A 25288-nucleotide genomic window follows, 5' to 3' on the forward strand; every position below is an offset into this window, starting at 1 on the left:
GGATAGCACCCACCGCCACCGGCAGAACACAGGTGACGGTGCACTCAACCCTGCCTGTCGTCCAGAGCCAAAAAAGGCTTGACAAGCGTTAGGGAATCTCTTCAAGGTTCGTGGGGAAATGGATTCCCGGATGAGTGTCATGCCGCCGTCCTGGCGGCACTTCTCATGAGAATAACTGATTTGTAATTGCCGGCGTTCCGGTAGCCGCGGGCTGTGCGTTTGATGTGCTTGATGCCGGTGATATTGGCCTCGACCTTGCCAGTGGTGGCGCCGGTGACGATGAGGACTTCGATCTCGTTCGACCACCGGCAGACAGTGCGGTAGAGCTTGTTTGTCTCGGGCCGGCCGGCGTCCTCGACGAGCACCTTGAGTTCGGCTTTCGCGGCCGCCGCGGCCGCCGCGGCGGTCAGGTAGTCGGTGCGCAGCAACGCCCTGAGCTGCTCTTTGACCTTCCACACGGCTTGCAGCTTGCTGGTCGGGTCGTCGGCGGCGAAGACCTCAGCCAGCCGGTGGGCAGCCGTCTCGGAGAGCGTGTCGCCGGCCCGAAGGAGCAGCATCCGGTGGGCCCAGGCCTTGTCAACGCCACGGCCGCGGCGGCCCTTGACCTGCTGGGACAGGTTCTGGCGGCTTGGTTTCCGAGGGAGACCAGATGGAAGTGATCGACCGCGACGGCGGTGCGTGGGAGCCACATCCTCAACGCTTTCCGGAACGCCGCCGACGGGTCGATCGCGACGACCTGCACACCCAGACGCCACTGCAGCGGTCGGGCGAACAGCCAGTCCCCGACGCCCCTGTGGTCCCGGCCATCGACCACGCCCAGGACCTGTCCGGTGTCCAGATCAACGATGGTCGTCATCCACGGCTCGTGCCGGATCCACGATGTGGAGTCAGGGTCCCGGAAGTACCGCACGGACCGGAACCTGTGCTCGTCGATGCCGAGCATCCGGGGCCTGAGCTCATCCACGTCGGGCAGGGTCAGAAGGCAGGCTTCGGTCAGTGCGGCACGGACAAGCCACCAGGATACCGCGAACGCGGCGGCGGTCTCGGACACGGCCCGGCCGGAGCTGATGACCGCGTCAACGACGTGGTCCCGGAGCCGGCCGGTGGATCGGGCACGGGGCGGGACCTGGGCGGTGGATTCGAAGAACGACAGCCGCGGGCAGGCCGGCTCCTCGCAGTGCCAGCGGTACTTGGACCAGAGGACCTCCACGGCGCCGGCGACGGGAATGTCGCGGATCCGTTGGAAGCGTCGTTCCTTCCGCCGCGTCGTTCCTTCCGCCGCGTCGCGACGACACCGCAGCTGGGCAACCCGGCGGCTGATCGGTTTCGACGATGATCTGGCGCCGGCCATCAGCCAGCACGGTCGCGGCGATGACGGTGGGCAGGTTGAAGATGCTGGTGGCAGCGTCGGGCGCCGCCCCGGTAGGCTCGATCAAGGCTCGTGGTCCTGTTCCTGGTTGAATGCTAGACACACTCATCCCAGCAGGGCCACGGGCCCCTTATTTAGCTACGACACGGAATCAATTCCCCACGAACCACGAAGAGCCGTAAAATGCTTCCGCACACCCACCACCGGCGCAGATGACTACCACCCGCCGGCGGTCAGGACGAAAAACCAGAGTTTGCATGCGAAGGGCTCCATATCCGCAATAACTACTATCGTCGGAGAACCACACTCTTGGGACTGACACTGTTCCGGTCTTGGATCCTATTTTTGGAACCGGCTACGGCGGAAGCCATCCCTGCCACAAAAATTACCAAAAACAGATAGACGACAATTCCTTGGTTGAACAGGAAAATCCTCCAGTACTCAGCCAATAGGTAGAGCGCAAGACCAGCACCCAAAGCGAATCCTGACTTGTATTGTTTGCAATGTCCGTACGTGATTCCTGATAGCGCAACGGCAACCAAGCTCCAAATCAGCCCCCACAGACCAAAGGTATTGTAAATATCGGCAAATGCAGAGTTCGTCGTCAGGTTGCCGGCCACATCAACCTGGTTGGCATACCGCGAATCACCGCTAATCACGAACTCGCCTTGCTTATCTTGGAAAAACGTTGGTACCAAAATTTCAAGCGAGTTCTCGAAACTGCCCCTGTCTGGGAACATTCCGCTAAAAACAGAACTAGCCACAGCTCCAGAAACTTGAAATGGAGCGCCCAAATAGGTGAGTATCTGATACCAGTTCATGAGTACGGGATTATCAATGTCGTAAACCATGTAATACTTAGCATTTCTAAAGAAGTTCAGAATGCCTAAAAGTGAGAAAACAGTAAAGCCAGCAACAGCAACGCGCGAGAGCTTCATCCTGGCATCAGGATTAGAGTGGCTGTAAAAGAATACAAAAACCACAATTGCCATCAGCAGCGACATTCGTGAGGAAAACAAAGCACTTGCAATCAGCAGCCCGACGTTCCAGACGGCCATCAATAGAGAGCACCGCCTCCTCAACCACAGTGCAACCGCGAACGGTGCAGCCAGTACGGTTGTGTACCTCGCAGTAGCAATCCCTGCACCCCCCTTAAGCGGTTCGGAGAGATCATTTCCCGAATTTTCGGCCAATGCAGAGAGGATTGAACCTTGTTGCTGCGCCAGGAAGAGCGCGTACAGCACTCCCACCGTCGCCAAAGCTGTCAAAATTTTGAGAAACATTTTGTCATAGTGCAGCGATGATTCGACTGAGGCGATCGACCGGAGCGGAGCAATAGACTTCCCAAACATCAGGCCAGCGCTGAATACGAGGAAACAGAGCATGTACCATGCCCCAAGAATTACAAATCCTCCCCAGGTAAATTGAGTGCGCTGAGAGAAACCACGTAGAAATATCGACTCGCCTGGCACAGCCCACGCTGCGGCGCTCAACACGAGCGGCATGACAAAGACGAATCCTGGTTGAACTACTGATGCGAGTTTCAACGACGCTTCCTTGGATGTACGCAAGAGCCCAAGTCATGTGAGGCCCAGCGCTGGCCCGATACCTCAGGCCGGAATTTAGTTAGTTCGCTCAAGTTTCTCCTGTTCGGATGGCATCGGTACCTCGTGTCGAAGAGCCGACTCTCTTCTGAAGCTTCTCAACAAAGGTGTCACCGCAACGCTTGTCATCGTAAGAACCAAGAGCTCGCTTATCGCTAATCCCAAAGCAACACCGGAGGGACCTGAAGTCAAGTTGAGCATCACCATCGCCGGAAGGCCTATTATTGCTCCAATAATCGTGGCAACCAAGACGACTTGGGTCTTTCCAGCGGGAATAAGTATATTTCGAACGAGGGGAGTCGAAGCGGAGACCGCAAAGAATGCAACCCCGTAGAAAGCCGTCATCGGGTTCTGGGCAGCTACGGCGGAGCCAAACAAGAGTTCAGACGCCCATGGACCTGCTAGGCAGAGGAATCCCAGACCAAAAAGGCCAAGAATACTGTGGGCGATGATTACGGCCAGGTGGCGACGGAAGGCATTGCGTGCGGATGGCTCCAGAACCCAGCCTTGCACCGCGTTGGCTAATGCCACTATCGCAAAAAGCCCGTACCTGTATAACTTGTCCCCGGACGCGACAGAGCTTATCTCACTCGCGCTGCCGCCAATCGAAACAACTGGAATAGGTGCCGCTACATAGGCGATGCCGGTAGCTTCTATCAATGCCGTGTTTGACCGGCGACGCAGCATCTTCAGCGTATCGGCGCTAAAAGGTCGAACCCGCGGCAGCAGAGTACCCAACAGTTGACGGTGAAAGAAACATAGTCCGGACACCGTAGCCAAAATAAGAAGTAGAGGATAGAGCCAAATGATCCCCGTTAGAAGTAGCAGTCCCGCAGACAGCGCCGTCGCCACCAACTTCGGAATAGTTTCGAATCTGGCAATTGGCCCGGGCCTGCCTCGGCCAATCAAGTACCAGGAGGGAGACCAACCGACTAGTGCCATCGATATAGCCATGCCTACCCCTTCAAGCAAATGCCCTGGAGGGCACATCAGAATGGAAAGGATAACGATGCTGGGTAGGACTAATATCGAGACCAGAGCTTTGGCGGACAGCACCTCTATATATGTATCGCGGTGGACGTCGGCCCTATCGGACGAAGCGATGGCGGGTGGCCCCCAAATCATGCTTCCATATCCGATTGCAACGGACCCTATCGCGCCGACTGCTTGCCCGATGGCAACGCTTGACCACCCCTCGGGCCCTCCTAATCTAGCGACAATAGGAAGCAGGATGAGCGGGGTTAAAGCAGATATGAACGGCAGCGCCGAGAATCCAAGAAGTCGTTTTATTAGGCTCTTCACGCTATTACTCAAGTCCGTTCTTCCATGATGACCGACAACTCTGGTGGAACGGCCGTTGTCGTAGCCAACCCTGCAGCCTGCGAGAGTCCACTACATAGTCTGGTCGGTTCTTCGCAGCTCAGCCGCTATTGCATTTGCGATTCTATTCGATTAGAAAATCGAAGTATCTCAGAAGCTTTCACTGCCCAGTCTTCGACGAGCGACCGACTGGACCCGAGGACATTGTAATGAGGTTCGCTAAAGTGGCGCCGAAGACAGTGGCCAGCTTCCTCAAAAGAAGAATACGTACCCACTCCAGGAATTGTTGGCGTGTTGTCAGTACGTTGGCGTCTTGCGACTACAAAGAGGCCCGCGGCTAGGTATTCAAATAACTTCATTGGGCTTCGTCCCGAATTCAAATCAGAGTTCGTGAATGGCAGCAGCCCAACCTTCGCTTTCGCGAGGACAAATGGAATTTCATCGTAAGGCATTGGACCCGCTACTTTCACGTTCAAAGGCAAGTCTGCAGGTGCAGGATTACTCACGGGGCCTATAATTGTGAACAATTCATCAGGCATGGTCCTTGCGAAATGGACAACAGCCTTCCAGTCAAAGCGCTCGTCAATGGCGCCGACATACACCGCACCCCTTCGCCGAACCTTCGGATTCAAGGCAAACCTAGCGTATTCAACACCGTTTGCCACGAGCATTCGGGGCTGTCCTGGCAACTTCGGGAGCGCATCAAGTACCGGTTCTGAAGTTGCTACAACACCGTGAACATGGGGAATTAGCCGTCGCTGGCAACTACCCGCCGCGCCCTTGAGGTAAAGGTCGGTGGGCCTGAATATGCGTACCCTCCCTAACGAACGAAGATACTTGCTGTCCATTAGTGGCTGATCTATCAATACTAAGTCGGGGCTCTCGAAGCCAATCTGCCGTAAGAGCGGTTCAAGATAGGATCCGCGGCTCAAACGACTCGGAAGGAGCGTCTGGCTGCACGCATGCACCACCCCATGTGCATCCTCCTTGGGGCCATCCATGGCCAAACCCCGCCGAACGGGGTCACCTCGGCCGAGAACTCGGTGAAGCGAAGACCATGGAGTGGAGACATGCGCAACGTGACCCCCAGCCCGAGACATTTCCCGCGCAAGGTGGTGACTCCCAACTTTGAACACGCCGCCGTCAGCTGTATGACTCACAAACAGGATTTTCTTGCTCATTGGGACTACCTCGCCTCGTCTCTGTGACTCGCTTATGAAGGGTATGCCAGAAGCGCATCCGAGACTTTTCGCGCAACGTTGCACCAATCGTAACGACTTCTCCACCGATCGCTCGGACTTATCGGCCCACCCTCGCTGGTGGAGGCGCAGGTATCCATGGCGTCAGCCCATCCCTTCGGATCATACGCATCGTCGACGCAGCTCCCATGTTCTCGTGCAATCTCAGCCACAGTTGCACAACCTTTCCAAAAGGCAACCCTGGTCCCGCATCGGATCGCTTCCACCGCGGGTAACCCGAACCCCTCCAGGATTGAGGGGAATAACAAGGCTGCAGACTGCCTGTACAAGTGAGCTAATTCTTGGTCTGAAAGTTGGCTGTAGACACGGATTTGCGATTCCACTCCTATCTCCTCGGCCAAAAGCCGAACTCCGGCCTCATCAGAGCTAACTACAGCGATTGAGTAGTTGGGTCTCAGCCGAAGAGCAAGGAATAGAACGCGGAGATTCTTATGCGGTTTAAGATTTCCAACGAACACAAAGCTGGTTGGAGAAACATCTGCCGGCTCGTGCGCGAAGCAGAAATCCTCTGAGACTCCATTTCCGACATTCACCACTTCGATATCTTCGTCATTTAGCCAAATGCGAATTTGCTCACGAGACGTCTCTGAGACTGTGAAAACAGTCCGAGCCTTGACTACCGCGGGTCGAACCACAAATTCATAGTAGGCCTTCTTGAGTGCGGAACTCTCTTCATCAATATCCAGATGGATTAGATCATGAATTGTAAGTAGTTGAACTCCTCGGCAGATACCTGCGTTGAATCCAGGCGTATATACGATGTCGCGAGTACCAAGTCGGAGCCGCTGCCCATTGACTACATCGAGCGGTGACGTGGGCTTCAATCGAGATTCGAGCTTCTTGAAAGGAACAGGCAGTCGACTTGTGACCTCGCGCCCAAACCTAGCAATACCATGATGGCCCGTCCAACGTTGATCAACATAAATGGCGCCGGCTCTGGATTTTGACATGTTCGCTCCTATCCGACTCTCTTTAAGGACATCCGACCGCCCATTTTTTGCAGTATTCCATCTCGGCAGCCTCGGAAGTAGACTGAAAAAAACCTCATGTTTCGATGACGTAAACACATCGCAACAACATAACCAGAATAAACAGCAAAGTTCAGCAGGAACCGGAACAAAACATGTCTACGACGTGCTCGCGCCAGGTCAAGGAAAAGGCAGTTTCGGTAGGAGTAATAAGTACGAGCATCATTCTCAGCCTTTATCATGCCAGTTAGATACCGGTCAGTCGTAGAATCGACCCATTTGCTACCAGCATCGGTAATCTTCGCACTTTCACACAAATGGATCCTCACGCCTAGATCGCTCATCCGTCTCGTGTACTCAACGTCATCAAAATAGAGAACAAAGTCTTCTCGCGGGAGCCCTACGCGCCTAAAAACTTCGCTTGGTGCAAAAAGTCCACCATAGGGCGCCTGTGGAAGAGCTGCCCGAGCCAGATTTCGTTTTCTCCCCTTAACGCCAAATACGCGAGAAAAGAGATCAAAGCCGAAGAAAACACCGTCCGGTTCAAACACATTTGAAGCATCTGCTCCTGAAGTCAGCAGCGCATGGTGCTCGTCGGTATCTCGGTTGCAAGCAATTGCAACCGAGCTCGAAGGAAGTCCCAGCACGTCTAAAAATTCGAAACAAGCCTCAAGACAGCCGGGGGTTGGCCAATTATCGTCATCTAGGATCCAAATATGCGTTGCGTCAAGTTCTAATGCAGCACTGATTCCGGCTCCGAATGCAATCGCAGTTCCTGCATTTTCTTCGAAACGTTCGATCTCCACCGTCCCTGCCGAAGCTATACGAAAGGCTTCGAGTTCCGTTCTGCTTTTGTAAATGGAACCGTTATCAATAACAATAACCTTTGAAGCGCCGGAGCTAAGCGCCCGTCTGGCCGTCTCAACGCACATGTCAGATCTATCACCATACGTAACAGTAATCGCGACGGTTTTAGTTTCCATCAAACTCACAATCTCGGTGTCGAACGATCCAGTACTCGCGACGTGTCAAGTCCACACACAAAACACCAGTTAGGCCTCTACATGAAGGGCGACCCATTCGCGAATCTCCTCTTGGAATCGTTGTCTGGAATAGCGAATTGTGTGGTCTGCGATTCGCGACCGATCAACTGACAGGGCTCGACGTATTGCCGGACCAAATGTGGTTTCATCAAGCGGGTCAAACAACGCCCCCGTCTCGCCCTCGATGACCGTCTCACTGGCCCCACCTAACTGATTTGCAAGCACAGGGGTACCGGCGGCCATAGCTTCTACGGGCATGATCCCAAAATCCTCGACAGGCGGGAACACGTATAGGACCGCCCGCTGGTACAGCGCGCGCAACAACTCTGTCGAGGGTCTGTCGATGAAGGTGACCGGGACCGTAGAGGCGGAAGACAATATCCTTAACCGCGGTTCATCAGCTCCACCGCCGGCCAACACAACCGGGATTCCCGATATTTCTCCCGCCCTGATCACAACATCCAGCCGTTTGTAACTCACGAAGCGCGAGGCTCCAAGGATAAATTCAGCAGGCAAAGCGTCATAGACGGCTCGATCATCGGACGAGAGCGCTAACGACCAATCAGCCCTGGCCCGGATTTCCGCTACATCAACCGGCGGATATATGACGTGAGCTTCGAGGCCCCATGCCCGCATTATACGTTCCTTCACAAACATGCTATTCGCAGCTATCGCGGAAGCTTCTTTAGCGCGGCGCCTATCCAGTGGCTTCAGCACGACCGAGGCCAGCTTTGCCAGCGTTGACTGGCCGCGTTCATCGAGGTCGGGTTCCCATATATAGCGGGCCGGAGTGTGGACGTAAACCAGTTTGTGCATTTGGCGACGAAGCCGCACGTGATGCGCGAACAAATGTGAGCTAACGAGGGCCACTTGAGCGGCGCCTGAGCGCAAATTGGTGTGGCGCCACACTAGTGGCATCAAGGGAAGGGACAAAATCTTGCGTCCACGGAAGGGACGACGAGCCAGGACACTTTCAGATATTGTCACTGCTGACTCCAAGTCAGCCCCTGACGATCGCCAAAGGCAAAACAGGTCAGACCCTGGAAAAGCCTCCATCATGGCTGTCGCAACGTTCTCCGAACCGCCGATCGATTCAAACCATTCGTGAACTATCGTGATGTTTGGTACCTTCACTGCTGTTGTATTGCTAGACACGACTTTCCCCAGAATCCTCGCGAGTACGGGCCACTTGGCCACATTTGCCCATCACAGTTACGAACGCTTCAGGCTTGCGACCTGATGCGGTCGATGCAGGGTAGAAACGAGGCTAAGTGTGTCACGACTGCGGTACTGCTTCCTGCAAACCTGACAAAATCCGAGGGCTTTTTGGGTTCTCACCGGACATCCTACGATTGGACTCCTCCGCATAGCAGCCCGAATGAAGTTGAAGCCTCAAGCAGATAGTATCGTACAGTCCGCTAGGGCAGATGGACAGACAGCACAAGGGGTAGATGTGGGGAAGCTGCACCAAGTGCACAACTGGCGGCGGAAGTACGTCAGGCGTCTGCGGTTGATCGATGCCTGTGTCGTACTTTGGGCTGTGGCCGGCGCCTTCGGAGTCCGCTTCGGTTTCTCGGACCTACAGACGGGCGTACGGGATGTCGACTATGCAGTATTGTCCGTCGGGCTGACGCTGGCATGGTGGCTAATGCTGGAGTTCTGGGGATCTCGCGACTCCAAGATCCTCGGATCCGGTTCCGAGGAGTACAAGCGAGTGCTGGCGACCTCAGCTTGGTTGTTCGGCATAGTTGCCCTCATTTCCTACTCGCTCCGTATTGACACGGCCCGCGGCTTTGTCGGATTGGCATTTCCCGCTGGTGCGGTCGGGCTACTGACTGCTCGATGGCTACTTCGCCAACACCTGAGCATGGAACGGAAAAGGGGCAAGAGCAGCTCTCGAGTCCTGATCATCGGCGGGCCCTACTCCGCCGCCCATCTCGTACGATCACTACAAAGCGTCCCGGATGCAGGCTACCTCCCGGTGGCCACCCACCTGCCTGGAGCTACTGAGGAAAATCGACGCTTGACGGGTTCGGAACTTCCAGTGACCGGGGTAGAAACAGATATTCAGTCCATTCTCGCCGTCATAGTGGCGACGAATGTTGACGCAGTGGCTATATCCGCGGGCGTGAATTTGCATCCTAAGGATCTCCGACGGCTTGGTTGGGAATTGGCCGCTAGAGACATTGGAATGATATTGGCGCCTGCACTAACGGACGTAGCAGGGCCGAGAATCCATACTCAGGCCATCGCGGGACTACCCCTAATCCACGTGTCAACACCGAAACTGACCGGCGGAAAAAAAGTGGCCAAGCGAGCATTTGATATTACACTCGCAGGAATCCTCGTGGCCGCCCTATCACCGGTCTTCCTACTCTTGGCCCTCTTGGTTCGGTTTACTGACCCAGGCCCGGTGTTCTACAGACAGGAGAGAATCGGGCTTCGGGGATCTACATTTGGCATGCTGAAGTTTCGATCAATGAAGGTTAATGCTGACGCAGACCTCCATTCCCTGCTTCAGGCACAAGGATCTGGCGATACGCCGCTCTTCAAGGTGGAGAACGATCCTCGAATCACGTCCGTCGGACGATTCCTCCGTAAGTACTCGCTCGACGAGCTGCCGCAACTACTGAACGTCCTCGGCGGTAGCATGAGCCTGGTAGGTCCACGGCCTCAACGGGAAGGCGAGGTGGCTTTGTACGACGATGCCGCCCACCGCCGCCTATACGTAAGCCCCGGAATGAGCGGCCTGTGGCAGGTGAGCGGCCGTTCCAATTTGAGCTGGGAAGAGAGTATTCGACTCGACCTCTACTACGTAGAGAATTGGTCGCTAATGGGTGACGTGCTGATACTTTTCAAGACGTTCAGAGCAGTATTTGTAGGTACCGGGGCTGTCTGATCTAGACCTCACATTCCAGCGGCCCTGTCCGCCAATCCTTTATCGAGGAAGGCAAAATATGCGAATTTCTGTAATCGGCTGCGGCTATCTGGGCGCCGTTCATGCTGCCTGCATGGCCAAACTGGGGCACGACGTCGTCGGCATTGACGTCGATGAACATAAGATCGCAGCCCTTTCCGCCGCCAAAGCACCGTTCTTCGAGCCAGGACTCGATGTACTCCTCGCTGAAGTCCAACTGGTGGGCCGGCTGTCCTTCACAACCGACATGGCCGCGGCGGCCGGAAGCGACGTCCACTTCATCTGCGTGGGAACTCCGCAGAAGAAGGGTGAAAACGCCGCCGATATGAGCTACGTTGACGCCGCCACGCTGGCGCTTCTCCCCCATCTCCAACACGGAACCGTCGTCGTCGGGAAGTCGACTGTGCCCGTAGGAACGGCTGCCAGGCTGGCAGAATTGGTACTGAACGTCGAACCGGCTGCTCACCTCGTCTGGAATCCGGAGTTTCTGCGCGAGGGGCACGCGGTGTCCGACACGCTTCAACCGGACCGCTTCGTCTACGGCGTGCCGGACGGCTCCGAGGACCATCCGGCCGTGGCAATACTGGACGAGGTCTATTCCGTATCTTTGGCCACAGGCACGCCTCGATTGGTGGCGGATCTCGCCACCGCGGAGTTGGTGAAGGCAGCAGCTAATTCTTTTCTGGCCACCAAGATTTCCTTCATTAATGCCATGGCTGAGGTGTGCGAAGCTGCCGGCGCCGACGTTTCACGCTTGGCGGACGCAATCGGCATGGATGACCGAATCGGCCGGAAGTTCCTGAACGCCGGCATCGGCTTCGGCGGGGGATGCCTTCCGAAGGATATTCGGGCGTTCATGGCCCGTGCCGGCGAGTTGGGCGCCGACCAGGCGCTGACATTCCTTCGCGAAGTGGATGCGATTAACATGCGTCGCCGGACTCGGGTGGTGGAGCTTACGCGCGAATTGTGCGGTGGCATGCTGCTCGGAAAGCGGATCACCGTTCTCGGTGCCGCGTTCAAACCTGAGAGCGATGATGTCCGCGATTCGCCAGCCCTGAGCATCGCCGCCCAGCTCCAACTACAAGGCGCCGTTGTGACCGTCACGGATCCGAAGGCATTGACCAATGCCGCCGGACGTTTCCCGGAACTTCACTACGAACTGGACACAGACAAGGCCGTACAGCGGGCCGATGCCTTGCTGCTCCTGACAGAATGGCAGCAATACCGAGACCTGGATCCCTACGAACTGGCGGCTGCGGTTGGCTCTCCCCGCATCCTAGACGGGCGAAACGTCCTGGATGCCGAAAAATGGCGTGCAGCCGGATGGACTTATCGCGGACTCGGGCGTCCATAGGCCATGACTGAAACAGGCGAGGCAAAATGGGCCGGGGAAAGAAGCCGCGCCAAATCGGGCTGGGCCCGAGCAGACGACCCGCGCAGGCGTCGCCGTCGGCTGATTATTGCTGCATCATGCCTGGCGGCTGTCGCGGTCTTGGCTGTGGTTGTGGCAGCTTGGCTCGGCTCCCGGGCTACCATCATCAAGAACGAACTAGAGGCCACGACGCAGCTCATTCCCGTTCTCAAAGCCAGTATCGTTGGCGAAAATTCGACAGAGGCCAGTGCGACGGTGGATCAGCTGCGCGCCCACACGTCGACGGCCCGCGAGGCAGCAGGAGATCCCCTCTGGACCCTGGCCTCCGCAGTCCCCGGGCTCGGCGCTAACTTCAGCGCCGTCGCTGAAGTTGCCCGATCAGCGGACGATGTCGCCGCCTTGGGCTTGGTTCCCCTCGTCAAGGTCTTCGGTTCCCTTAGCTGGGACAGCCTGGTACCAAGCGGCGCGGGGACTGACCTGAAACCAATCCAAACCGCCTCTCCCAGCGTTTCAGCCGCCGCACACGCGGTAAGGACGTCAGCCGAACGGCTGGAGAGAATCGATGCGGGCAGCCTATGGCCCCAAGTGGCCGAGCCGTTGGTGCGGGCACGTCAGCAGCTGCAGGAAGTGACTGGTGCGCTGGATGCATCGGCTGTGGCGGCCCAAATCGCCCCCGGCATGCTCGGAGCCGACGGCCAGCGGAACTACCTGCTCATGGTCCAGAACAATGCTGAGGCCAGAGCCTCGGGCGGAATTCCGGGAGCCTTGGCTGTACTCACACTGAACGACGGCAATCTGACTCTCGGCGAACAGAGCAGTGCCGGCGAAGTTGGCACCATGTCGCCTTCAATCGCAGTGGACGAGGAGCAGCAACAGATCTACTCGACGCGACTTGGCAAATACATGCAGGACGTCAATCTGACGCCTGACTTCCCCACCGCGGCTGCCACTGCGCAAGCCATGTGGGAAAAGAAGACCGGTCAGCGGGTGGACGGTGTGATTTCCATGGACCCAATCTCGTTGGGGTACGTCCTGGACGCAACCGGACCTGTAGAACTCACGGAGCCCGAGCTCCTTGCCCTGGCTAGCGGCGGACTGCCGACGCAGCTGAGCGGCAAGAACGTCGTACCCACCCTCCTTTCCGACGTCTACGCGAAGATTCCGTTGCCAAAGTACCAGGATGCTTACTACGCCGGAGTGGCGAAGGAGGTCTTCAGTACCATTTCGTCTGGTGGAACGGGAGACGCCAAGGGACTCATTGACGGCATCTCCCGCGGGGTGGCGGAGGGCCGAATTCTTTTGTGGTCGGCCGCCACGCAGGAACAGTCGGTTCTAACTAAATATCCAGTAAGCGGATCAATCGCTGGCCCCAGCGTCGCCCCTGCGCAGTTCGGGGTCTATTTCAACGACGGCACGGGCGCAAAAATGGACTTCCATGTCAAGCGAACTGTCCAGCTTGTCAAGAAGTGCGCCATTGACGGGTACGAACAAACAGCAGTCCGCATTACCAGCACCAACACGGCCCCGGCAGACGCGGCGACTTCGTTGCCTCCCTACGTCACCGGCGCTGGCGCATTTGGGGTTCGGGCTGGCTCTGTCCGCACCAACGTGATCGGCTACGGCCCGGTGCAGGCCAATGTGGAAACAGCCTTTGTCGACGGCAAAAAGACGGACTTTGCCGCCCAGCGTCACGCCAATCGACCCGTGGGAGCGGTGACCGTAACCTTGGCTCCGGGCCAAAGCAGCACGGTCGAGCTGACGTTCGGCAAAATAGTCCAGCATAAGGAACCTAACGTGGTAGTCACGCCCACCGTCCAGCCTGTCAATGACGTGATACTCGCCACAGAAGACGCGGTCTGCAATCAGTGAACGTAAACACTGAGTTAACGGTATGTAAAGCAACTTCATTCACTTTGGTCACACTCATTATGGATGCTAGTGTCTGCAGGGACTTATCTAATGAGATTTCATCTGGCGGCCACTGGGGGGTCGGAAATCTCCACATCGCGTGACACTCGTATATACGGTCTCAGGGGGACTCATGAAAAAAACACTTGCAGCGATCGCACTAGCCGGCACCATTTCACTTATCGGCGCAGTTCCGGCCATGGCAACCTACCCGGCACCGCCCGTCGGCCCCGGGCAGTCCCCCAACTCCGCCAACGCCGCCGTTTCTGATGGCACTGTTGGCCCGGGGGAGCAGTTTGTCTTCCGCGGCAACGGCTTCAAGGCCGGCGAAGGTCTGACCATCAGCGTCAGGCCGGGCGAGCGTCCGGCATCGACTGGCGCAAGCGTCGCCGGGCGTGGCATGACGGTTTCCGGAAAGATTACCCTGCCGCTGGCAGCGCAGAACTTCCCCGCCGAAGCAAAAGCCGATGGCGCCTTCGCCTTCCCGCTCACCATCAGTGAGACGGGCGTCTACACTCTCACCGCCACCGGCTTGGAGTCTGGCCTCTCCGCCAGCTCCACTGTCACGGTGCAGGGCCTCGCGGTGGGCGCCGGCCTTGCGGACACGGGTAATGGAACCGCCCTGGCCAACACCGGTGCAGATGCCAACCTGATGATCTGGTCCCTGGTAGGCGCGGGCGCCCTGGCAGCCGGCATCACCTCCGTCGTAGTGGTTCGCCGCCGCGCGAAGGCTGACGTCGCCGTCTAGGCACAGCTACAAGCGTCAAAAAGGGTGGTGGTCTCCGGGATACTGGAGATCACCACCTTTTGCTTTGGAAACTTCCTAAGGAACACATGAGGGCCACAGTCGCGCCGCGCATATGGCGCATCGTCCTGTCGGGGCTGCTGATGTTCCTGGCGCTGGTTGGTTTCTGGCCCAGCCCAGTGGACCAGCCAGTGCGGGGACAGGTAGCCGGATTCATCTTTTTTATCCACGCCCTCGGTGTTCCGGCATGGATCGGTTACGGCTTCATTGAAGCCTCCGCCAATGTGGCGCTCTTTGTGCCCCTCGGCGTTGTGGCTGCAATGGCGTTCCCGAGGAAGCCTTGGTGGCGGATCGGCGCCCTAGGCTTATTGGTTTCCGGTTGCATGGAGTTGGGCCAGTTGCTCTTTCTTCACAGCCGCTTCCCCAGCCCGCTGGACTTTGCCACCAACACCCTTGGAGCCTCCCTGGGCTCACTGCTCGTTGCGCTGTTTATCCGCCGTCAGGGCGGCACCAGGGCTAGCTGACGAATGCCTTCATCCAGGCCTTGAGCTCCTCGCCGAATTCCACACGCTCCGATGCGATGGATATGACGGCTTTCAGGTAGCTCAGCTTGTCGCCGGTGTCGTACCGGCGGCCCTTGAACACCACCCCGTACACGCCGCCACCTTCGCAATCCGAGGTGGCAAGGGTCTGCAGCGCATCGGTGAGTTGGATTTCGCCGCCGCGGCCGGGCTCAGTCTCCTCGAGAACGTCGAAGACTGCCGGGTGGAGCACGTACCGTCCGATGACGGCCAGGTTGGAGGGGGCGTCGGCGGTCGTGGGTTTTTCCACCAGCCGGTTGACGCGAAAATGGCTTTCACCGTCGATGGGTGAAACGTCGGCGCAGCCGTACGCGCTGATCTCGACAGGGTCCACTTCGATCAGGGCAAGGACGGAGCCGCCCGTTCGGGCCTGCACCTCGATCATGGTGCTCAGGAGTTCGTCGCGCTCGTCGATCAGGTCATCGCCCAGCAGGACGGCGAAGGGCTCGTCGCCCACGTGCTGGCGGGCGCACAGTACGGCGTGGCCGAGTCCCTTGGGGTCGCCCTGGCGGACGTAGTAGAGGGGTCCCAGGGCGGACGCGTGCTGGACGGCTTCCAGCTTCTCAAAATCGCCCTTGAGTTCCAATGCGCGTTCCAGGCTGGGCTCACGGTCAAAGTGGTCCTCTAGCGCGCGCTTCTGCCGGCCCGTGATCATCAGCAAATCGGTCAGGCCGGCGCGGACAGCTTCCTCGACCACGTACTGGATGGCCGGCTGGTCGACCACAGGCAGCATTTCCTTGGGCATCGCCTTGGTGGCGGGCAGGAAACGTGTTCCCAGTCCGGCGGCCGGAATGACAGCTTTAGTAACCAATTTCCCCAAAGTCATAGGGGAACCATACAAGCGCTACCTCAAAATGAGAATGGCTAGCCCTTGAAGACGGGCTTGCGCTTCTCCTGGAACGCCCGGAACCCCTCGGAGTAGTCCTCGGTCTTGCAGAGCCGGGCCTGCTCGGTGTTCTCCTCTTCCATGGATTCCCAGAGGCCGAGGCGCTGGTCCCGGATGTGCGCCACGAGTTCCTTGCTGGCTTTGAACGCGCTGGTGGCGCCGGCGGCGGCCTTGGCCACGATGGCGCGGGTGTTCTCCAGCAGGTCGGCCGCGGGCATGGCCCGGCTGAACATGCCCTGGGCCACGGCGTCCGCGCCGGACATGAGATCGGCGGTGTAGATCAGGTCCAGCGTCCGGTGCATGCCGAGGCGTTCGGTGAAGTACCAGTGGCCGCCGGAATCGAGTGTGGCGCCGAGGTTCGCGAACGGGGAGCCAAACTTGGCGTTCTCCGCCACGTAGACCACGTCGGTCGCCAGCAGCAGCCCCAGCCCGACACCCAGGCAGGCCCCCTGAGCCGCCGCGAAGGTGGGCGCAGGGAACGCGGTCATCTTCTTGAGCAGCGGCTGCAGGAGCCCGCCCAGGTAGGCCTGCACGTCGTCGGTCTCCGGCGTCACGCCGGCGATGTCCCGGCCCGCACAGAAGGCGCGCCCCTCGCCCCGCAGCAGCAAAGCCCGGACCTCGCCGCGCTCGGCGGCGGCAGCGGCGTCGTCGTACGCCTGGGTTAAATCCTTGAGCGCCTGCCCGTCGAGCGAGTTGAGCTTGTGCGGGGCGTCGAGGACGATCTCGGCGACGCCGTCGGCGATGGAGAGGGAAATCATGGGGCTCCTGTGGTCGGGACGGAAAGCGGGATGAGGCTGCTAGACGTCGAAGTCGACGGTCACTTCCGGCGTCGTGGGGTGCGACTGGCAGGTGAGCACGTAGCCCTTGTCCAGCTCGTCCTGCTCCAGCGCGTAGTTCTCGTCCATGGTCACGGCCCCGGTGACCACCTTGGCGCGGCAGGTTCCACAGACGCCGCCGGCGCAAGCGAACGGTACGTCCGGACGGACCCGCAGTGCCGCGTTCAGGATCGATTCGCGGGCGTGCGTGGGGCTGGCGACCTCGCCCTGCAGGCCGTCGAGCTTGAAGGTGATCTTGTAGGTGGCCTGGGACTCGTCCACAATTACCGGGCGTCCGGCGTTGCCCTCGGGGCGGTCCGGTTTGCCGGTGGTGAACAGTTCGAAGCGGATGTGGTCCGGGTTGACGCCGCGCTCGGCCAGGGTGTCCCGGCAGAGCTGGACCAGCTCGAACGGGCCGCACAGGAACCACTCGTCGACGTCGTCGGCGTGGATGGCCGTGCCCAGCAGGGCCTGCAGCTTCTCCGCGTCGATCCGACCGCTGAGCAGCGGCGCGATCCGCTGTTCGCGGGAGAGCACGTGGTGCAGCGCGAGCCGGGCCGGGTACTTGTCCTTCAGGTCCGCGAGTTCCTCGAGGAACATCACGTCCATGGCGGCCTTGTTGGCGTAAACCAGGTCGAAGCGGGTTTCCGGGTGCGCCGCGAGCAGCGTGCGGGCGATCGCGATCACCGGGGTGATGCCGGAACCGGCGGCGATCGCGACGAAGGAGCCGGGCTCCCCCGCGAGCTCCTCCGGGTGGTTCATCGAGTTCATCAGGTTCTGCTCTTTGCCGTCGCGGCCGTGCTTGGACACGAACGCGCCCATCGGGCTCATGACGTCCAGGACGTCGCCGGCCTTGAGTTCGGCGTTCGCCCAAGTGGAGAACAGCCCGCCCAGGTCCTTCTTGACCGCGACCCGGATCTCGCTGCTGCCGTCCGCGAAGCTGCGCGGTTCGGCGCAGATCGAGTAGCTGCGCCGGATTTCCTTCGGCTCGCCGGTCTCGTCCGGCAGGGTGGTGCGCAGGGCGACGTACTGGCCGGGGAGGTAATCGAACTGGCCGGCGAGCTCGGCCGGGACGCCGAAGGTCACCTCGATCGCGTCGTCGGTGAGCCGGCGGACTTCGTCCACGGTCAGCGGGTGGAAGGACGCGCGTCGGCGGCCGGTGGCTGCAGCCGTTTCAGCGGCGGTCTGGCGGACAACAGTCATGGGAGCACCTGTTCCTTACAAAACTTTGAAGTAGTCGAACGGTTCCTTGCAGGCCTGGCAGACGTACAGCGCCTTGCAGGAGGTGGAACCGAAGCGGGTGAGTTCCTTGGTGTTCAGCGATGAACACTGCGGGCATTTGACGGCGAGGGACAGCCGGATGGGCCCGGCGTGCCGCACCGCTGCCGAGTGGCCGGAGGGCGGGGCGATGCCGTACTCCTGCAGCTTGGCCTTGCCGGATTCGGTCATCCAGTCCGTGGTCCAGGCCGGGGAGAGCACCAGCTCAACCCGGACGTGGGGGTAGCCTGCGTCGTGGAACGCCGTGGTGAGGTCGTCACGGATGGCGTCCATTGCGGGGCAGCCGGAGTAGGTCGGCGTGATGGTGACCTGGACGGCGGGCGTCTGCCCGCCGTCGTCGAACAACTGGACGTTCCGGAGGATCCCCAGGTCCGCAACCGTGAGGACGGGGATTTCCGGGTCGCAGACCGTGGCCGCGATGTCCCAGGCCTTCTGCTCGGCCGTTTTGGTGTCCATGTCAGGCATGGTTACCAGCTTGCTCCGGGGTACTCGCGGGCGAGCACCTGCATTTCGGCGAGGATGTAACCGAGGTGCTCAGAGTGCAGTCCCTTGCGTCCGCCGCCGGGGGCGGGCTGGACCGTGGGGACGTCCAGTTCGGCCTCGGCGAGGACCTCGCCGGTGAGCCGGTCGAAGTCGGCGCGCAGGCTCGACGGCTCGACGGCGGCACCGGCTGCGGCGAGGCGGGCGGTGAGTTCGTCGTCGCGGAACAGCTCGTCGACGTAGGGCCAGACAACCTTGAAGCCGTGGATCATCTTCTCGCGGGACTCGTCCGTGCCCTGGGCCAGGCGCAGTACCCACTGGGCGCTGTGGTCGCGGTGGTAGTCCACTTCCTTGACGGCCTTGGCGGCAATGCCGGCCAGGGTGGCGTCGGTGGACTCCACCAGCCGGCGGTACAGCTCGAACTGGTAGTAGCTGACGACAAACTGGCGGGCGATGGTGACGGCAAAGTCGCCGTTCGGGATTTCGAAGATCTGGACCGACCGGAAGTCGTTCTCGCGGCGGAAGTAGGCGAGGTCATCCTCGCTCCGGCCGTCAAGTCCGCCAGCGTAGCTGAGGAAGGAGCGGGCGTGGCCCAGCTGATCCAGGGCGATGTTGCCGAGGGCGATGTCCTCCTCGAGCTCCGGGGCGCGGGAGATCCAGTGGCCGAGGCGCTGCGCGAGGATCAGGGCGTCATCGCCCAGGCGCAGGGCGAACTCGGCAACGTCCTCGCTCGGCTTCGCGGTGCCGGTGCGGACGGCCAGGGCGATGTCCTCCGGGCGGAGCGCGTTGCCGGGCGTGATGCGGGTGGCGCTGGCCGTGGCCTCGCCGCTGCCGCTGGCTGCCTTGACGCCCACGGAGAGGTCCCCGTGGCCGGACGCTTCTGCTGCGGGAGCCGTAGCCGCCGCAGTTTCAGGTGAGGTGCTCACAGGTGCTTCACGCCCTCGCTCTTAGTGTAGTACGTCGCGTGACGGTAGTCCTTGCCCTGGGGCGACTCGAAGAACGCGCCCTTGGAGTCCGGGTCGCTGGAGGCAATGGCGTCTGCCGGGACAACCCAGATGGACACACCCTCGTTGCGGCGGGTGTAGAGGTCACGGGCGTTGCGCAGGGCCATAGCGGCGTCCGGCGCGTGCAGGGAGCCGGCGTGGACGTGGGAAAGGCCGCGGCTGGAGCGGACGAAGACTTCCCAGATGGGCCAGACGTTTCCTGCGTGCGGTTCGGGGGTGGTCATGCTGCGGATTCCTTTTCTGCTAGCTTGCGGCTCTGCTTTTCCGCGTAGGCGGCGGCGGCTTCGCGGACCCAGGTGCCATTGTTGTGTGCTTCGCGGCGCCGTTCCAGGCGCTGGGCGTTGCAGGGGCCGCGGCCGGCGAGGACTTCGTGGAATTCATCCCAGTCCAGCGGGCCGTGCTCCCATTTCTTGGTCTCTTCGTTGAAGCGGATGTCCTTGTCCGGGAGGGTGAGCTCCAGGACCTTGACCTGCTCCATCATCATGCCGACGAAGCGGTTGCGCAGTTCGTCGTTGCTGAAGCGCTTGATGTTCCAGGCCATGGACTGCTTGGAGTTGGGCGAGTCGTCATCCGGCGGGCCGAACATCATCAGGGCCGGGGCGTACCAGCGGTTCACCGCGTCCTGGGCCATCTGTTTCTGCTCGGGGGTGCCGTGCGAGAGTTCCAGCAGGATCTCAAAGCCCTGGCGCTGGTGGAAGGATTCTTCCTTGCAGACGCGGACCATGGCGCGGCCGTAGGGGCCGAAGGAGGCGCGGCAGAGCGGCACCTGGTTGGCGATAGCGGCGCCGTCGACCATCCAGCCGATGGCGCCCATGTCTGCCCAGGTGCGGGCGGGGTAATTGAAGATGGAGGAGTACTTGGCCTTGCCGTCCATCAGGTCCTGGTTCATCTGGTCCCGCGGCTGGCCGAGTGTTTCGGCGGCGGAGTAGAGGTACAGGCCGTGGCCGGCCTCGTCCTGGACCTTGGCCATCAGGATGGCCTTGCGCTTAAGGCTGGGGGCGCGGGAGATCCAGTTGGCTTCCGGCTGCATGCCGATGATCTCCGAGTGCGCGTGCTGCGAGACCTGGCGCAGCAGGGTCTTGCGGTATGCCGGGGGCATCCAGTCGCGGGGTTCAATCCGCGAGTCATCCGCCATGACTTTGTCGAAGTATGCCTGGCCTTCGGCGTCACGCCGGGCCGCATCTTCGAGGCTCTGTTCGTGCCGTGCCGCTGTTGGCTCTCCGGGCACTGACTGCAGGGTCTGCGCTGCCATGGTTGCTCCTATGCATTTCCGATAAATAATTACCGACCGTTCGTTCAGGATATGCGGAAGGCGGGAGATGCGTCAAGCACCGGGACCGATTGCGGCGCTGGTGCGCGGGTGGCCGGTGATAGCTTGAACTGGTGATAAACGGCCGCGGCAAGAAGCTCCCCCTCTGGGCCTCCGTGGCCCGGAACATGCTCATCGCCCTGGTGGCCGTGTCCCTGGTCCAGGGGTTCCTGGTAAAGGCCTACCGGATCCCGTCCGGATCGATGGAGCCGACGCTCCAGGGCGCCGCGGACGGCGGCGACAGGATCCTGGTGAACCGGCTTGCCTACACCGGCTCGGGACCCCGCGGCGGCGACATCGTGGTGTTCACCCGGCCGGAGAGCTGGCAGGCGGAAACTGCCGTGCCGCGCGCTGGCGGGGTGGCCGGCGTTGTCCGTTCCTTTGGTGACATAACTGGGATCGGACCCTCCAACGAGCGGTTCCTGGTGAAGCGAGTGGTTGCCACCGGTGGCCAGACCATCAGCTGCTGTGGTGATAATGGCAGGCTGCGGATCGACGGCCAGCCCCTCGACGAACCCTATATTTTCGACGATCTGCCGTTTGAGGCCGGCAGTCTCGACTGCCAGAGTAGCCCGCGGTCGCTGCGGTGCATTCCCCCGTTTACGGTTCCCGAGGGCGAACTGGTAGTGCTGGGAGACCACCGGTCCAACTCGGTTGATTCCGTCATTGCCTGCCGGAGCTTCACGGATGCGGCCGATGCTGATTGCGTCAGAACGATCCTGTCCTCGGCCGTCGTCGGGCAGGTGGCGGGCAGGTTCTGGCCGCTGAATCGATTTGGCGGAGTGGGCTGACTTACCTACAGACGAAAATATCCCCCGGAGTTCATCTGCTCCGAGGGGATATTTCCTTTCCTAGCTCACCGGCTGCGGTTCCTGCTCGCGGGACTGATAGGCGGTGTAGTACCGGTACGAGCCCGCACCGGTGGTGGGCACACGGTTGAGGATCGTGCCCAGGACGTTGCCGTTGACTCGTCCCAGGTTGCCGAGAGACTTCCCAAGTTCCTCGTCGGTGGTCTTCCCGGACCTGATGACAACGATTGCTCCATCGGCGATGCGGGTGAGGACGGCGGCGTCCGTGACGGGGAGCAAGGGCGGAGCGTCAACCAGCACAATTGCGTCCTGGGCAAGCGTTCTGAGCAGAGTCTTCATGGCCTGCGACCCCAGCAGCTCGCTGGGGTTCGGCGGGATCCGGCCGGATCCGAGGACCCGCAGGTTCGGCATCGCGCTCCATTCCTGCAGCACGTCCCCGAGCTCGGCGTGGCCGCTCAGGACGTCCGTGACGCCGACTCCGGGGACCAAGTTAAAGACATCAACCAGGGTGGGGCGGCGCAGATCGCCGTCGACCACCACAACGTTCTCGCCGGCGGCAGCCATGGTGACGGCAAGGTTGGCCGTGACGGTTGACTTGCCCTCGGCCGGGACGGAGCTCGTCACTACAATGATCCGCGGGGGATTGTCGACGTCGACGTACTGAAGATTTGTCCGGAGTTCCCGCAGGGCCTCGGTGATCGCGTGCGATCCATCGCCTGATGCTACCGGGCTGAACCCGTCGTCCAGCACGGTGCTTTTCCCGTCCAAGCGGTGGTCCACCGGGAGGGTTCCGAGCACAGGAACTCCGAAGCGGCGTTCGATGGCGGTCGCGCTCCGGAGCCGGCGGTCCAGATGATGGCGGAGCATGGCGTACAGGACGCCGAGAGCCAGGCCTGCCAGAGCTCCGATAGCAAGAGTGAGCTTGACGTTCGGCGACGTGGGGGCCGTCGGCAGGGGCGCTTCGCCCAGCGGCACCACCCGGACGACCGGGACGGCGACAACGTCCGAGCCTTCGACCGCGGGGAGGCTTTCCATTTCCTTGACCTGCTCGGCCAGCCCCTTCACCCAGGCATCCGCGACGCGTTGCGCGGTTGCGGGATCCGTGGAAGTCGCAGTGACCGCAATCTGGGCGCTTTCCTTCGGCAGGGTCACAGAGATCGTCCCCAGCAGGGCGTCCGGCGATGTCGTGAGCCCAAGCGCCGAAACAACGCGTTCGGCCACGAGCCTGGACTTGGCCACGGGTTCGTACTTGGTGGCCTTGGTCTGGGCCAGGTTCTCGCTCATGAGCGAAAGGCTGAGGTTATCCGAGCCGCCGGCGACAACGATCCCGCTGGACTGTGCGGCGTAGATCTTGGGCTGCAGGAGGGTCCAGCAGAAGGCAAGCACGGTCAGTGCCAGGGTGAACGCCACGATGCCCTTCCAGCGGGCCCGCGCGATGCGCAGGTAGTCCTCCAGCGCAAGTCCTGCTGCAGGTTGGCCGATGTTATCGGCCGTTTCAAAACCAGTCACGCTATGGTCCTCTCCCCCGTGCCTGGCCCCAGCGACCCACACGAAAATTTACTGTACGGTACGGTGACCGCGTTGATGTGCATATATCTACGGCGCTAACCGCGCAGGAGTAATCCACGGCTGACGAGTCCGTCAACGGCCACATCCAGCAGAGCTTCATAGCCCTCGGGCAGTCCATGGAAGGCTTCGATCCGGCCCACCAACGTCTCCATCGAGACCGGGTGCTGGGCGGTCTGCCAAATGACGGGACCGATACCGCTGAGCTTGGTGAGTTCCGTTTCGGTCAGGACCAGCAGGTCCTCGCCGATCTCCACTGCATCAACGGCGTCAGCGGTCCGCAGCCAGCCTGCAGGGATTTGCTCTGGTGGCCCTTCTTTGGTGGTACCTGTTCCCCGGGCTGCGGGATCTGACTCCGGTTGCGCCAGCGCGGGCGACCACGTCTCGGTGATTTCCGCCGGGTTGGGCGGCACCGCGAGAAAGAGCGGCGCGAGGCTGACCTTCAGGTCGGCCGCTTCCGAATAGCTGACCCTGAAAACTCCGCCTACACTGTCAATCAGCCGGCACAGGGACTGAAGCGGCTGAACAACGGCCGACTGGGACGAAGTATCAGGAATAAGTGCCAGTACTGCCTCTACCAAAGGGACGGGTTCGATAATGGGCAACTGATGTTCCCCAATAACCCTGTCCAACAACGCAATTGCCCTGATCCGGGGGTTGTCCGGTGCGGCTTGCAGACCCAGTTCGTCCGGCCCCACCTGCATTTTGGCGGCACCTGGAGTTGCCTGCTTAACCGACAACGGCTTCGGGTACGGCACAACACTTCCATCAGCCCTGATCGCGACAGTTTCGTCAGTTATATAGCCGAAGGTCCGCGAGAGTTGCGAGGAGGCAGTAGTTTTGCCCGTGCCAGACTTCGCCACTAAGGCGATGACCGCGCCGTCGGCGTCCGCTACGCCGCACGCGTGGAGCATGGTCAGCTCGCCGGCACGTTCCAGAATGGCAGCAACGGTCACTTCCGAGGTCACCGCTTCGGCCAGGCCCTCAAAAGTATCCGAGCCGAGGTGCCGCACCCCGGTGCCGTGGAGCCTAGAGCGGAAGTGAAAAGAGGCTGTGAAGGGGAAGCTAGATTTGTTGTGCGGCGTCTCCGCAGCTATGGGTCTCGGATCATCAAGGCACCGGCTCCAGGCTTGGGCCATCGCTTGCCGCTGGGCGTCAGTCACGGCGGCACCCCACCGAATACTGAAGCTGGTACCCAGCACATCAAGATACAAATCCCCGGAGGCCTTCAACTAGTTTCACCAATCCAGCCATGCCTTAGTACCTTGATGCCTTCTGTCAGCAAACGCCCGCACGGCCATAACCCTTCCGACATGGCACCCCCAATTTGATCCCGGCATATTGCCTGTGGCCATTAGATCATTTGTGGAATGCCACGCGGAGCTTGAGTCCGGCGGCGGGTGCTACTTCTTATTGAAGGTAAGCGTCGCGCTGGATGACGGCGTGTAGGCCCCGAGAGTTACGACCATGTTCATGGTGTAGTTCCAGACGCCAGCGTGTGCGCCCTTCGCGTTATGCGAGTACGACGTCAGGTCGAAGTCAAAACTCATGGATGCGCCACTCGCCAGGTTCACCGGGACGGTGAAGGTAGTTGTGATGACGTTTGCTGTGGTCCAGGTTCCAGCAACCGAGGTCGTACCCCCCACGATTTTTCCAATGCGGATTCCGGCAGTTGCGGGAGAAACCGGTGTGAGCGTGACGGTAACAGAGGCGTTGGCATTGATGGCGGCATTGGTGTTGTTGACGATTTTTACGCTCTTGGGCGTCGTTCCGGCCATGTCCGGCGTTCCTGCGTAAGCCACCGCAGTGCCAGCACCTTCCAGAGAGGCATTCAAGGTCCCCGTGTGATGTGACGCCGCAGCGGCCGGCGCTGCAATGGCTGCCGCAATGACGGGCACGCTCCACGCGGCGGTCTTTACCACGGTGCGGCGGTCGAAACTGGCTTTCGGTGCGGCCAGGCTCTGGATCTCCGACATCTTCATCCCCAAGTTCTTATGCGGCGGAGAAACCCCTTTTCAGGGCATGCTCCTGCCGAGCGTTTCGGCAGCCTTTGCC

22 protein-coding genes and 1 pseudogene are annotated in these 25288 nt (G+C 60.4%); 6 read left to right on the forward strand and 17 right to left on the reverse strand.

The window, feature by feature from the left end:
• Positions 1–137 precede the first annotated feature (137 nt).
• The 7 genes and pseudogenes from AC50X9_RS11085 to AC50X9_RS11115 all read right to left on the reverse strand — a co-directional run bounded on the left by AC50X9_RS11085 (position 138) and on the right by AC50X9_RS11115 (position 8760).
• A pseudogene (locus AC50X9_RS11085) lies at positions 138–1351 on the reverse strand (ISL3 family transposase).
• Positions 1352–1656: 305 nt separating this feature from the next.
• Positions 1657–2916, reverse strand: coding sequence for an O-antigen polymerase (locus tag AC50X9_RS11090; protein ID WP_494893482.1), 1260 nt, complete (start codon positions 2914–2916; stop codon positions 1657–1659).
• A gap of 75 nt (positions 2917–2991) precedes the next feature.
• Positions 2992–3711, reverse strand: a complete 720-nt coding sequence (locus AC50X9_RS11095) for a hypothetical protein (protein ID WP_494893484.1) — start codon at positions 3709–3711, stop codon at positions 2992–2994.
• A 689-nt stretch (positions 3712–4400) separates the two neighbouring features.
• Complete coding sequence (locus AC50X9_RS11100) at positions 4401–5474, reverse strand: glycosyltransferase family protein (RefSeq protein WP_494893486.1); 1074 nt, start codon at positions 5472–5474, stop codon at positions 4401–4403.
• A gap of 32 nt (positions 5475–5506) precedes the next feature.
• A complete protein-coding gene (locus AC50X9_RS11105) occupies positions 5507–6502 on the reverse strand; it encodes a glycosyltransferase family 4 protein (RefSeq protein ID WP_494893488.1) in 996 nt (331 codons plus the stop codon).
• An 8-nt stretch (positions 6503–6510) separates the two neighbouring features.
• A complete protein-coding gene (locus AC50X9_RS11110; protein ID WP_494893490.1) occupies positions 6511–7503 on the reverse strand; it encodes a glycosyltransferase in 993 nt (330 codons plus the stop codon).
• A gap of 69 nt (positions 7504–7572) precedes the next feature.
• Positions 7573–8760, reverse strand: coding sequence for a glycosyltransferase (locus AC50X9_RS11115; RefSeq protein WP_494893492.1), 1188 nt, complete (start codon positions 8758–8760; stop codon positions 7573–7575).
• A 265-nt stretch (positions 8761–9025) separates the two neighbouring features.
• Between AC50X9_RS11115 and AC50X9_RS11120 the strand changes: the two genes are divergently transcribed.
• From AC50X9_RS11120 to AC50X9_RS11140, 5 genes are all read left to right on the forward strand, one after another.
• Positions 9026–10462 carry a sugar transferase gene (locus AC50X9_RS11120; protein WP_494893772.1) on the forward strand — a complete coding sequence of 479 codons (1437 nt, stop codon included), beginning with the start codon at positions 9026–9028 and terminating at the stop codon, positions 10460–10462.
• Between the two features lie 58 nt (positions 10463–10520).
• Entirely contained in the window at positions 10521–11834 is a 1314-nt protein-coding gene (locus AC50X9_RS11125; protein WP_494893494.1) for a UDP-glucose dehydrogenase family protein, read from the forward strand.
• 150 nt (positions 11835–11984) lie between these two features.
• A complete protein-coding gene (locus AC50X9_RS11130; RefSeq protein WP_494893498.1) occupies positions 11985–13721 on the forward strand; it encodes a DUF4012 domain-containing protein in 1737 nt (578 codons plus the stop codon).
• A 172-nt stretch (positions 13722–13893) separates the two neighbouring features.
• The gene (locus tag AC50X9_RS11135) at positions 13894–14508 is read left to right on the forward strand and encodes an LPXTG cell wall anchor domain-containing protein (RefSeq protein ID WP_494893503.1); all 615 of its coding nucleotides are present in this window, start codon (positions 13894–13896) and stop codon (positions 14506–14508) included.
• 86 nt (positions 14509–14594) lie between these two features.
• Positions 14595–15029: a VanZ family protein gene (locus tag AC50X9_RS11140; protein ID WP_494893505.1), complete on the forward strand. Its 435-nt coding sequence runs from the start codon at positions 14595–14597 to the stop codon at positions 15027–15029.
• On the opposite strand, the gene galU is transcribed toward AC50X9_RS11140, so the two are convergent.
• The 7 genes from galU to paaA are packed head-to-tail and all read right to left on the reverse strand — an operon-like array spanning position 15022 to position 20801.
• On the reverse strand, positions 15022–15912 hold the full coding sequence (galU, locus tag AC50X9_RS11145) for a UTP--glucose-1-phosphate uridylyltransferase GalU (RefSeq protein WP_494893507.1): 891 nt from the start codon (positions 15910–15912) through the stop codon (positions 15022–15024). The genes AC50X9_RS11140 and galU overlap by 8 nt on opposite strands.
• A 38-nt stretch (positions 15913–15950) precedes the next feature.
• Positions 15951–16730 carry an enoyl-CoA hydratase/isomerase family protein gene (locus AC50X9_RS11150; RefSeq protein WP_494893509.1) on the reverse strand — a complete coding sequence of 260 codons (780 nt, stop codon included), beginning with the start codon at positions 16728–16730 and terminating at the stop codon, positions 15951–15953.
• A 39-nt stretch (positions 16731–16769) separates the two neighbouring features.
• Positions 16770–17990, reverse strand: coding sequence for a 1,2-phenylacetyl-CoA epoxidase subunit PaaE (paaE, locus tag AC50X9_RS11155; RefSeq protein WP_494893511.1), 1221 nt, complete (start codon positions 17988–17990; stop codon positions 16770–16772).
• Between the two features lie 15 nt (positions 17991–18005).
• Complete coding sequence (gene paaD / locus AC50X9_RS11160; RefSeq protein WP_494893513.1) at positions 18006–18530, reverse strand: 1,2-phenylacetyl-CoA epoxidase subunit PaaD; 525 nt, start codon at positions 18528–18530, stop codon at positions 18006–18008.
• A 2-nt stretch (positions 18531–18532) separates the two neighbouring features.
• Positions 18533–19471, reverse strand: a complete 939-nt coding sequence (paaC, locus tag AC50X9_RS11165) for a 1,2-phenylacetyl-CoA epoxidase subunit PaaC (RefSeq protein WP_494893515.1) — start codon at positions 19469–19471, stop codon at positions 18533–18535.
• The gene (gene paaB / locus AC50X9_RS11170) at positions 19468–19773 is read right to left on the reverse strand and encodes a 1,2-phenylacetyl-CoA epoxidase subunit PaaB (RefSeq protein ID WP_136321706.1); all 306 of its coding nucleotides are present in this window, start codon (positions 19771–19773) and stop codon (positions 19468–19470) included. The genes paaC and paaB overlap by 4 nt, the downstream gene beginning before the upstream one ends.
• On the reverse strand, positions 19770–20801 hold the full coding sequence (gene paaA, locus AC50X9_RS11175) for a 1,2-phenylacetyl-CoA epoxidase subunit PaaA (RefSeq protein ID WP_494893518.1): 1032 nt from the start codon (positions 20799–20801) through the stop codon (positions 19770–19772). Before paaA ends, paaB begins: the two co-directional genes overlap by 4 nt.
• 131 nt (positions 20802–20932) lie before the next feature.
• On the opposite strand from paaA, the gene lepB reads away from it, so the two are divergent.
• On the forward strand, positions 20933–21649 hold the full coding sequence (lepB, locus tag AC50X9_RS11180; protein ID WP_494893520.1) for a signal peptidase I: 717 nt from the start codon (positions 20933–20935) through the stop codon (positions 21647–21649).
• 60 nt (positions 21650–21709) lie between these two features.
• Here lepB and AC50X9_RS11185 read toward each other — a convergent pair whose 3' ends face one another.
• The 3 genes from AC50X9_RS11185 to AC50X9_RS11195 form a co-directional block, all read right to left on the reverse strand.
• The gene (locus AC50X9_RS11185; protein WP_494893522.1) at positions 21710–23176 is read right to left on the reverse strand and encodes a tyrosine-protein kinase domain-containing protein; all 1467 of its coding nucleotides are present in this window, start codon (positions 23174–23176) and stop codon (positions 21710–21712) included.
• Between the two features lie 95 nt (positions 23177–23271).
• On the reverse strand, positions 23272–24396 hold the full coding sequence (locus AC50X9_RS11190; RefSeq protein WP_494893524.1) for a hypothetical protein: 1125 nt from the start codon (positions 24394–24396) through the stop codon (positions 23272–23274).
• A gap of 240 nt (positions 24397–24636) precedes the next feature.
• The gene (locus AC50X9_RS11195) at positions 24637–25215 is read right to left on the reverse strand and encodes a hypothetical protein (protein WP_494893526.1); all 579 of its coding nucleotides are present in this window, start codon (positions 25213–25215) and stop codon (positions 24637–24639) included.
• Positions 25216–25288 lie beyond the last annotated feature (73 nt).

It is taken from the genome of Pseudarthrobacter sp. HLT1-3 (genome assembly GCF_059383535.1).

Bases quoted from the DNA above. Each gene is read 5' to 3' on its own strand.
- AC50X9_RS11105 (WP_494893488.1), bottom strand. From the start codon at position 6,502: ATGTCAAAATCCAGAGCCGGCGCCATTTATGTTGATCAACGTTGGACG.
- AC50X9_RS11195 (WP_494893526.1), bottom strand. From the start codon at position 25,215: ATGAAGATGTCGGAGATCCAGAGCCTGGCCGCACCGAAAGCCAGTTTC.
- galU (WP_494893507.1), bottom strand. From the start codon at position 15,912: ATGACTTTGGGGAAATTGGTTACTAAAGCTGTCATTCCGGCCGCCGGA.
- paaE (WP_494893511.1), bottom strand. From the start codon at position 17,990: ATGACTGTTGTCCGCCAGACCGCCGCTGAAACGGCTGCAGCCACCGGC.
- AC50X9_RS11110 (WP_494893490.1), bottom strand. From the start codon at position 7,503: ATGGAAACTAAAACCGTCGCGATTACTGTTACGTATGGTGATAGATCT.
- AC50X9_RS11100 (WP_494893486.1), bottom strand. From the start codon at position 5,474: ATGAGCAAGAAAATCCTGTTTGTGAGTCATACAGCTGACGGCGGCGTG.
- paaB (WP_136321706.1), bottom strand. From the start codon at position 19,773: ATGACCACCCCCGAACCGCACGCAGGAAACGTCTGGCCCATCTGGGAA.
- AC50X9_RS11125 (WP_494893494.1), top strand. From the start codon at position 10,521: ATGCGAATTTCTGTAATCGGCTGCGGCTATCTGGGCGCCGTTCATGCT.
- AC50X9_RS11150 (WP_494893509.1), bottom strand. From the start codon at position 16,730: ATGATTTCCCTCTCCATCGCCGACGGCGTCGCCGAGATCGTCCTCGAC.
- paaD (WP_494893513.1), bottom strand. From the start codon at position 18,530: ATGCCTGACATGGACACCAAAACGGCCGAGCAGAAGGCCTGGGACATC.
- AC50X9_RS11140 (WP_494893505.1), top strand. From the start codon at position 14,595: ATGAGGGCCACAGTCGCGCCGCGCATATGGCGCATCGTCCTGTCGGGG.
- AC50X9_RS11135 (WP_494893503.1), top strand. From the start codon at position 13,894: ATGAAAAAAACACTTGCAGCGATCGCACTAGCCGGCACCATTTCACTT.
- paaA (WP_494893518.1), bottom strand. From the start codon at position 20,801: ATGGCAGCGCAGACCCTGCAGTCAGTGCCCGGAGAGCCAACAGCGGCA.